This window comes from Stenotrophomonas bentonitica, from assembly GCF_002887735.1.
In the GTDB taxonomy this organism is placed as follows: domain Bacteria; phylum Pseudomonadota; class Gammaproteobacteria; order Xanthomonadales; family Xanthomonadaceae; genus Stenotrophomonas; species Stenotrophomonas bentonitica_A.
The window spans coordinates 1-9191 of sequence record NZ_PKQP01000024.1; the positions used below are offsets into that span (position 1 = coordinate 1).

At 66.7% G+C, this 9191-nt stretch carries 8 protein-coding genes; 6 read left to right on the forward strand and 2 right to left on the reverse strand.

Annotation, left to right across the window (positions count from 1 at the left end; translation table 11 throughout):
• The coding region (locus C0R07_RS19520; RefSeq protein ID WP_102789685.1) for a site-specific integrase at positions 1-1213 on the reverse strand (1213 nt) is incomplete at its 3' end.
• Positions 1210-1623, reverse strand: coding sequence for a MerR family transcriptional regulator (locus tag C0R07_RS19525; protein WP_012480230.1), 414 nt, complete (start codon positions 1621-1623; stop codon positions 1210-1212). The genes C0R07_RS19520 and C0R07_RS19525, both read right to left, overlap by 4 nt.
• A gap of 90 nt (positions 1624-1713) precedes the next feature.
• On the opposite strand from C0R07_RS19525, the gene C0R07_RS19530 reads away from it, so the two are divergent.
• The 6 genes from C0R07_RS19530 to C0R07_RS19555 all read left to right on the forward strand — a co-directional run.
• Entirely contained in the window at positions 1714-3672 is a 1959-nt protein-coding gene (locus tag C0R07_RS19530) for an FTR1 family protein (protein ID WP_049430610.1), read from the forward strand.
• A gap of 24 nt (positions 3673-3696) precedes the next feature.
• Positions 3697-4314 (forward strand): cation transporter, encoded by a 618-nt coding sequence (locus C0R07_RS19535; protein WP_005413376.1) that lies wholly within the window; start codon positions 3697-3699, stop codon positions 4312-4314.
• Complete coding sequence (locus C0R07_RS19540; protein WP_012480228.1) at positions 4311-4667, forward strand: hypothetical protein; 357 nt, start codon at positions 4311-4313, stop codon at positions 4665-4667. The genes C0R07_RS19535 and C0R07_RS19540 overlap by 4 nt, the downstream gene beginning before the upstream one ends.
• A 55-nt stretch (positions 4668-4722) precedes the next feature.
• Positions 4723-6000: a TolC family protein gene (locus tag C0R07_RS19545; RefSeq protein ID WP_012480227.1), complete on the forward strand. Its 1278-nt coding sequence runs from the start codon at positions 4723-4725 to the stop codon at positions 5998-6000.
• Complete coding sequence (locus C0R07_RS19550) at positions 5997-6947, forward strand: efflux RND transporter periplasmic adaptor subunit (protein ID WP_021201906.1); 951 nt, start codon at positions 5997-5999, stop codon at positions 6945-6947. Before C0R07_RS19545 ends, C0R07_RS19550 begins: the two co-directional genes overlap by 4 nt.
• 8 nt (positions 6948-6955) lie before the next feature.
• The coding region (locus tag C0R07_RS19555; RefSeq protein ID WP_102789686.1) for an efflux RND transporter permease subunit at positions 6956-9191 on the forward strand (2236 nt) is incomplete at its 3' end.

A 9191-nucleotide genomic window follows, 5' to 3' on the forward strand; every position in this document is an offset into this window, starting at 1 on the left:
TATCGGCCATGCGGTGCATGTCATCGAGCAACGTGGCCAGGATTTCATCCAGATCCCTTTCGGGATCGGTGGGAGCAGTCAACTGGTACTCGCTGCTGGCGGTGTTCAGGCGCACAGCCTGGAACGGGGCCAAGCAGATCTCTTCAATTCGGCCTCGGGCCTTGGCCGCGCCGCGGCCCGTGCGGGCAAACGGGGTCAGCACCATGCGCAGGCGCAGCTGCAGGGCCGATTTGCCCTCCGGCGCCGGCAGTGCCATCGCCGGTACCGGCACGGTTGGACTGGGCAGGCTTGCTTCAATGCGGTCCCGGGCAAACGGGTCACGCCCGTCCAGGTAACGCATGGCCGACTGCACATCGCGCCAGCCCACGTACTCCATCAAGGCCTTCATGTCCCAGCCTTGGTCGTTGGCCCAGCTGGCAAAGCCGCGGCGCAACGAATGGCTGCTGTGGAGCCCCGCATCGGCAAAGCCGGCACTGGTCAGCAACTCGCGTAGCAGGCGCACCAAGCTGTTGGGATGCAGGCCCTCGGCGCTCACCTGGCCCCATTGGTTAACCGCCCGAAACACCGGCCCTTCGTGCAGGTCGGCCGCCTGCAGCCACGCCTGGGTCGCCTCCACCGGACATAACCGCGACAGCGCCGGCACCTTGTAGGTGACGCCGGCTGCCTGGCGATCACCCTTGCTGCGTGGCAAGAAGCAGGTCATCCCCTGTCCCGGCACCAGCGTGAGATGGGCCACGTCCAGACGCAGCAGTTCATCGCCACGGAATCCCCGCCAGAACCCGAGCAGCACCAGCGCTCGGTCTCGTTGATGGCGCAGCGCCGCCGGCCCATCGCCCCGGGCATGTGCCGCAGCGATCGCCGCGGCCAGCCAGTCATCGAGCTCGACCAGCCGCCGAATCTGGAGCGGCGCGGCTTGCTTGACCTGGCCCGGGTGCAGGGTCTGGATGCCTTTGAGCACCTTGCGCACCAGCGGCGATCGGGTCGGGTCGACAAAGCCGTGGTCGCGGTGCCAAGAGGCGATGGCCGCCAGACGTTGGCGGAGGGTGCTGGTCGCCAAGGTCTGCGCATAAGCGGCCAGGTACCGGGCCACGCTGTCAGGTGTCGCTGGGAGGTGGCCTTGCCATTCAACCTCGAAGTGCCGCAGCGCCGACGCATAGCTGCGCACCGTGTTCTGGCGCGTGGCCGCATCGAGGTAGCGGTCCAGTTCGGTCACTGGCGCGTGGCCTCCACCGAGGTCGTCTGGCGCAGCGTCGACAGGATGGTGCATTCCGCCCGCTGCCCGCCATGGCAACTGGCAATCACCCGTTCCAGCTCGCTGGCCATGCGCTGCAGGTCGGCCATGCGGGCGCGCACGTCGGCCAGATGGCTGCGGGCCAACCGGTCCACGTCCCCGCACGAAAGCTCCTCATCGCCGGCCAGCTGCAGCAGGCTGCGGACCTCCTCCAGGCTGAAGCCCAGGTCCCGGCCACGCGCAATGAAGCGCAGCCGCTCGATGTCGGCCGGGCCATAGACCCGGTAGCCGTTGCCCGTGCGCCCCGGGCGCGGCAGCAACCCGATCCGCTCGTAATAGCGAATCGTCTCCAAGTGGCATCCGCTGGCGTCGGCAGCCTCACTGATTTTCATTCGTAGTACGCTTGACTCCGTAGTAGCTACGGACTTTACGCTGAACCCGTATCCGCCGCCACTCCGGCCGCGGCGCTGCATGTGACGACCATGCCACTGCCCATCGCCTTGATTCGCTACTGCTTGATTGCCTTGCTGATCGGCTGGGTTCTGCCCGCTTCTGCTCAGGCGGAGCCTGCCGCAGCAGACCTGCGCCAAACCTGGCAGATGCTCGATTACATCGCGGTCGACTACCCCGGCGCGGTCCAGGCCGGTCGCGTAATTGCCCCCAACGAATACGCCGAAATGAGCGAGTTTGCCGGCGCCGTGCGCAGTCAGCTGGCAGCATTGCCCGGTGGCCAGAACCAGCAGGAGCTGACGGCCCAGGCCGACCGCCTGGTCCAGGCGGTGGCAGAGAAGGCCGACCCGGCGCAAGTGGCAACGTTGGCGCGCGGGCTCGGCACGACGCTGTTGGCCCGCTACCCGATCGGCGCTGTTCCGGCGAGCGCGCCGAAGACCTCCCAGGCCGCGTCCATCTACAGCCAGCAGTGCGCGGCCTGTCACGGCCCCACAGGTCACGGTGATGGCCCCGCCGCGCAAGCGTTAAGTCCGCCGCCGATCGCGTTCACCGATGCCACTCGCGCCGCGCAGCGAACGCCGCTGTCGTTGTACGAGGTCATTTCCCAGGGTGTGCCGGGTACCGGCATGGTCAGCTTCTCTGGGCTGTCAGAAAGTGATCGCTGGGCGTTGGCATTCTATGTGGGCAGCTTGGGGTACTCCTCGCAAGCCAAGGCTCAAGGTGAGGCGTTATGGCGCACCAGTGCCGAGGCCCATACGCACATTCCCTCGCTCGAAGCGCTGACACGCACGCGAGAGGCCGATCTTGCCACCACGATGCCCGCCGATCAGGCAAACGCGATCATCGCCTACCTGCGTTCGCAGCCACAGGCAGTAAACGAAGCGGTACCAGGAGCCGATCGCTTTGCGGTGGCGCGGCAGCGACTGGCCGCCAGCCAGCGCGCTTACGCTGATGAGGACCTGGCTCAAGCCAAAAAGCTTGCGCTCTCGTCCTATCTGGATGGTGTAGAGCCGCTTGAACCCACGCTGGCCACGCGCAATCCGTCATTGCTGCGAGAGATCGAGACGGCCATGGCAGGCTACCGCGCGCAGCTGGATCAGCATGCGCCCGCGGCTGACGTTGCCGGGCAGGCAGCGCAAATTGCCCAGCTGTTTGATCGCGCGGACGTGGCGCTGCAGGACACCCGAATAGGCGCCAGCACCGCGTTTCTAGGCAGCTTTACCATCTTGGTACGCGAAGGACTGGAAGCGCTGCTGATCGTGATTGGTATCGTGGCGTTCTTGCGTAAAGCCGAGCGGTCTGATGTGTTGCCGTATGTGCATGCGGGTTGGATCTGCGCGTTGTTGGCAGGCGCAGCTACCTGGGCAGTGGCCACTTACTTTGTTGATATCAGCGGTGCGAACCGGGAAGTCACTGAGGGCGTCTCGGCCTCGTTCGCTGCCGCTGTCCTGCTCAGCGTAGGCATCTGGATGCACCAAAAGAGCCTTGCAGGGCGGTGGCAGGAGTACCTGCACGCCAAGCTGACGACTGCGCTGACACGGCGCTCGGCTGTTTTCCTGTTCATGCTGGCCTTTGTCGCGGTGTACCGCGAGGTGTTTGAGACGATCTTGTTCTACATCGCGATGTGGAGCGATCAGGCGTCCACCGCCATCCTCGCAGGCCTGGTGGCGGGAATCGCGGTGTTGGCTGCGGTGGCGTACTGGATGCTGCGCATGAGCAGGCGGCTGCCGATTGGCCGGTTCTTTTCGATCAGCTCGATTCTCATCGCGGTGATGGCGGTCATCCTGATCGGTAAAGGCGTGGCCGCGTTGCAGGAAGCGGGCTGGATCTCTCAAACACCGCTCGCGTTGCCGCGCATCGAGTGGATCGGCCTGTATCCCACCTGGCAGTCGCTGCTGGCGCAGGTATTGGTAGGCACCGCCGCCATCGTGGGGTTCCTCGCCAATGCCCGTTCCGGTGTGCGTAGACAGCCAGGCGCAAACAAGCAATGAAACAACACAGCAGAGGACCAAGACATGAGTGATTGCGGGTGCCACCACGAAGCCAAGAACAAGGAGGAGCGACGCATCCTCTGGATCGCCTTGGTCCTGAATGCAGCGATGGCCGTGATCGGCGGCATTGCCGGCTGGATTGCCCATTCCACCGGGCTGCTGGCTGACGCGCTGGACATGCTGTCTGACGCCACCGCCTATGCCATTGGCCTGGTCGCTATCGGGCGCACGGCGCGCTTCAAGGCCAACGCCGCGTGGGTCAGTGGCAGCGTGCTGCTGGTGCTGGGCGTAGGCGTGCTGGTCGAAGTCGGCCGCCGGGTGATGTACGGCGCCGAGCCGGTCAGCGGTTGGATGATCGGTACCGCTCTGGTCTCGCTGGCCGTGAACCTGAAGGTGCTCCGTATGCTCGCCCCCTTGAAGTCTGGCGAAGTGCATCTGCGAGCGACCTGGCTGTTTACCCGCGCCGATGTGGTGGCCAACGTTGGGGTGATTCTGGCCGGCCTGTTGGTGTGGTGGCTGGCCAGCCCCTACCCGGATTTCGTGATCGGCGCCCTGATCGGCCTGTATGTGATCAAGGAGGCTTTCGAGATCTTGGGTGATGCTCGCCGGGCGCGTGCCGACGCGCGCAAAACGCCTGCATGACAGCGCTTGGCCGGCTGAGCTGTGGCCTGCGCTGGCTGCTGCTGGCGCACTTGGCCGTGGGCCTTGTGACGCAGCCGGTGCTGGCAGTGGTTGGCGAGCTCCATGCTCAAACCCATCTGGCCGCGGCCGACCATGACCCGGCAGTGGCATCACCAGCTTCCGAGCGTGGCGTAGACGCCGCGCTGCACCGGCTACAGCAGCTGGTGCTGTGCTGTAGCCAGGCCGCGCCGGCTCCAGAAATAGTGTTGGCCATTGCTCATATCGGCCGGCATTGGCCGTCGGCGACAGCCCATGCGGACAGATATCGGCATGAGCACCTGCTCGCGCCGTTCCGGCCGCCGATCGCAGGGTGATGCGCGCCGGCGTGCGCCGGATCCCTGTTGGCTATCGAAAATTCTGGAGTACTTCATGCATGTGCGATTGGCGGCCCTGGCCGCGTGGCTACTGTTGAGCGCGGCGGCAACGCCGGCGACAGCAGAAGAGCTGATGACCTTGGACGACGCGTTTGCACGCGTGGCCCAAACCCACCCCGAGCTGCGCCTGGTCGATGCGCGAGCCACGGTGCTCGCTGCCGAGCGCGACCAGGCCGTGCAGCGGCCACCGTGGACGTTGGGGGCGGAGGTTGAAAATGCGCTGGGCACGGGCGCGGCCCGTGGCCTGGACAGCGCGGAGTTGACCTTGAGCCTGAGCTCGGTCCTGGAGCGCGGCGGCAAGCTCGACGCCCGCCGCACCTTGGCCCAAAGCCGGATTGATGCACTGGCCGTGCAGCGCGAGACCGGGCGGCTGGACCTGCTCGCCGAGACGGCGCAGCGCTATTTGGCCGTTGTCGGTGCCGACCGGCAACGCAGCCTGGCGAACATGGATGTCGGCCAGCGCCAGCGGACCGTCGCCGCTGCCCGGCAGCGCCTGCAGGCTGGCGCGTCTCCCGAATCGGTGATGCTCACCGCACAAGCAGCACTGGCGAGAGCAGAATTGACCCGTGATCGGGCCGAGCAGCAGCGCATTGCCGCCCGGCAGCACCTTGCTGCCCTCTGGGGCGAACGTGCTCCGAGCTTCGAGGTGGCCGCGGCGGATCCCATGACCCTGCCGGCGATCGCGTCCATGCAGTCGCTGGCCGAGGAATTGGAGCGCACTCCCGAGTTGGCGCAGTTTGCCGATGCCCGCCGGATCGCGCAGGCACGACTGCAGCTGGCGCGTTCGGCGGCCTCGCCGGACTTGTCGTGGCAGCTGGGCGTGCGCCGCCTGCAGGAGACTGACGACACCGCGCTGGTGGCCAGCCTGTCCATGCCACTGGGCAGCCGCAGCCGCGCGCAGCCGGAGATCCGCGCCGGCGAAGCCGAGCTGGAGGTTCTGACGATCGAGCGCGAGGCCAAGGGCCTGTCGCTGTATTCCACGCTGGTCGAAGCCCATGGTCGCTACACCGTGGCGCAGGCCGAGGTGGCACGGCTGCAAGGCGAGGTGCTGCCGAAGTTGGCCCGGGCTGAGCAGGCCGCCGAGCGCGCCTATCGCGCCGGCGCGATCAGCTACCTGGAATGGGCACAGCTGCAGTCCGAACGCACGGCCATGGCCCAGCAGCAGCTGGACGTGGCGCTCGATGCGCAGCGCGCCCTGATCGAAATTCAACGCCTGACCGGCCAGGCGCTTGTCGCGCCGCCGGCGGCTGCTTCCACCGGAGAGACCCCATGAATCGCTTTTCCTGGACCGCACTGGGCATGGCCCTGATGATGCTGGCCGCCTGCAACGCGTCGGCCCCCAACGAAGCGTCCGAAGGCGGCGCCGCCGCTGAGGGCGAAGAGCACGGCGAGCACGAGGAAGCGCCGCTGGAAACCAAGATTGCCGCCAAAGCTGCGCAGGCAGCGGGTATCCAGGTCGCACCGGCAGGCCCCGGTGAGATTGCTGACGAGCATGAGGTGCAAGGGCTGTTGACCCCGATTGACGGTCGCATCGCGCAGGTCACGGCACGCTTCCCCGGACCGGTCCGCTCCGTGCGTGCGGGCGTGGGTGATCAGGTACGGGCCGGCCAGGCACTGGCCACGGTAGAGAGCAACCTGAGCCTGACCACCTATACCGTCACCGCGCCGATCAGTGGCGTGGTCATGGCGCGCACGGCCGCCGTAGGCATGGCCGCCGCTGAGGGCGCGCCGCTGTTTGAGGTCGCCGACCTGTCCACGCTGTGGGTGGACCTGCACATCTTCGGCGCCGACGCCCAGCACATCGGTGCTGGCGTGCCGGTGACGGTTACCCGCTTGAGCGATGGCGTCACCGCACAGACCACCTTGGAGCGCGTCCTGCCCGGCACCGCCACCGCCAGCCAAAGCACCATTGCGCGCGGCACGGTGGCCAACACCGATGGCCTGTGGCGGCCGGGGTCGGCGGTCAAGGCGCGGGTCACCGTGGATCGCCAATCGGCAGCGTTGGTGGTGCCGATCACGGCGCTGCAGACCGCAGAAGACCAGGACGTGGTCTACGTGCAGCAGGGCGAAACCTACCACACCCGGCCGGTGAAGCTGGGGCGCCGCGACGCCGAACGCGCCGAAGTGCTGGAAGGCCTCAAGGCCGGTGAACAGGTGGTGGTGGCCCAAAGCTTCCTGATCAAGGCCGACATCGAAAAGTCCACCGTGGAAGAAGAATGAGGCCCGCCATGCTCGAACGCCTCATTGGGCTGTCCATCCGCCATCGCTGGCTGACGCTAGTGCTCACCGCTGCGCTGGTTGCGCTGGGCGTGTGGAGCTACCGTCACCTTTCCATTGACGCCACACCCGACATCACCAACGTCCAGGTCCAGATCAACACCCAGGCCCCGGGTTACTCGCCGCTGGAGGCCGAACAACGGGTCACCTTTGCCATCGAAACGGCCATGGCCGGTCTGCCCAAGCTGGACTACAGCCGCTCGCTGTCGCGCTACGGGCTTTCGCAGGTCACCGTGGTGTTCAAGGACGGCACCGACCTGTACTTTGCCCGCCAGCAGGTCGCCGAGCGCCTGCAGCAGATCGCTTCCCAGCTGCCCGACGGATTGGACCCGGAAATGGGGCCGATCTCCACCGGGTTGGGCGAGATCTTCATGTACACCGTGGAGGCCGAGCCCAACGCTCGCAAGCCCGACGGCACCCCGTACACCGCCACGGACCTGCGCACCCTGCAGGACTGGGTGATCCGGCCGCAGCTGCGCACCACGCCCGGCGTCACCGAGGTCAACACCATCGGCGGCTTCGAGCGGCAGATCCACATCACCCCGGATCCGGCCCAGTTGGTGGCGCTGGGCTTTACGTTGAACGACGTGGTCGCCGCGGTCATGCGCAACAACCAGAACATCGGTGCCGGCTACATCGAGCGCAATGGACAGCAGTTCCTGGTGCGCGTGCCTGGCCAGCTGGCGAATCTGGATGCGATCGGCAACATCGTGCTGGATCGCCGCGATGGTGTGCCCATCCGGGTGCGCGACGTCGCTAGCGTGGGCGAAGGCAAGGAGCTGCGCACGGGCGCGGCCACCCAGAATGGCCACGAGGTCGTGGTCGGTACCGCCTTCATGCTGTTTGGCGCCAACAGCCGGGAAGTCTCCCAGGCGGCCGCGGCCAAGCTGGACGCTGCCAACGCCAGCTTGCCTGCCGGCGTCCATGCCAAGGCCGTCTATGACCGCACGGCGCTGGTGGACCGCACCATCGGCACGGTGTCCAAGAACCTGATCGAGGGCGCGCTGCTGGTGGTGGTGGTGCTGTTCCTGCTGCTGGGCAATGTGCGCGCCTCGTTGATCACTGCGGCGGTGATTCCGCTGGCGATGCTGTTCACCATCATCGGCATGGTGCGTGGCGGCGTGTCGGGCAACCTGATGAGCCTGGGCGCGCTGGACTTCGGCCTGATCGTGGACGGTGCGGTGATCATCATCGAGAACTGCCTACGCCGGTTCGGGGAGGCGCAGCACGCGCTGGGCCGCCAGCTCAATGATGAAGAGCGCTATGACCTGACCGCCTCGGCCACCGCCGAGGTGATCCGTCCCAGCCTGTTTGGCCTGGGCATCATCGCCGCGGTCTACCTGCCGATCTTCGCGCTGTCCGGGGTGGAAGGAAAAATGTTCCACCCGATGGCGATCACGGTGGTGCTGGCCCTGACCGGTGCCATGGTGTTGTCGCTGACCTTTGTGCCGGCAGCGATCGCCAGCTTCCTGCGCGGCCGTGTGGCTGAGCACGACAACCGCCTGATGCGCTGGTCGCGCGCCCGTTATACGCCGCTGCTGGATTGGGCCCTGCGTCGGCGCGTGGTGGTGCTGGCCGGCGCGGCCGTGCTGGTGGTGGGCTGTGGCGTGCTGGCCACCCGCTTGGGTTCGGAGTTCGTGCCGAGCCTGGATGAGGGCGACATCACCTTGCAGCCCATGCGTATTCCCGGCACCAGCTTGGAGCAGTCGGTGGCCATGCAGGAAACGCTGGAGAAGCGCCTGGCCCAGTTCCCGGAGGTGGCCAACATCTTCTCCAAGATCGGCACCGCCGAGGTGGCCACCGATCCTATGCCGCCGTCGATGGCCGACACCTTCCTGATGCTCAAGCCCCGCGACCAGTGGCCCGACCCGCGCAAGCCCAAGGCCGAGCTGGTGGAAGAGCTGGAGGCGGCGGCCAAGGAAATCCCGGGCAGCAACTACGAGTTCACCCAGCCCATCCAGATGCGCACCAACGAGTTGATCTCCGGCGTCCGTTCGGACGTGGCGGTCAAGGTCTACGGCGACAACCTTGACCAGTTGACGCGCCTGGCCAGCCGGGTCGAGCGGGTCATGCGTAGCGTCCCCGGCGCCGAAGACGTCAAGGCCGAGCAGGTCTCCGGCCTGCCGCTGCTGACCATCACGCCAGATCCGGCGGCATTGGCACGGTATGGCCTGAACCCGGGCGATG

Coding starts and splice junctions, on each gene's coding strand:
- C0R07_RS19525 (WP_012480230.1), bottom strand. CDS start 1,623: ATGAAAATCAGTGAGGCTGCCGACGCCAGCGGATGCCACTTGGAGACG.
- C0R07_RS19530 (WP_049430610.1), top strand. CDS start 1,714: ATGCCACTGCCCATCGCCTTGATTCGCTACTGCTTGATTGCCTTGCTG.
- C0R07_RS19535 (WP_005413376.1), top strand. CDS start 3,697: ATGAGTGATTGCGGGTGCCACCACGAAGCCAAGAACAAGGAGGAGCGA.
- C0R07_RS19540 (WP_012480228.1), top strand. CDS start 4,311: ATGACAGCGCTTGGCCGGCTGAGCTGTGGCCTGCGCTGGCTGCTGCTG.
- C0R07_RS19545 (WP_012480227.1), top strand. CDS start 4,723: ATGCATGTGCGATTGGCGGCCCTGGCCGCGTGGCTACTGTTGAGCGCG.
- C0R07_RS19550 (WP_021201906.1), top strand. CDS start 5,997: ATGAATCGCTTTTCCTGGACCGCACTGGGCATGGCCCTGATGATGCTG.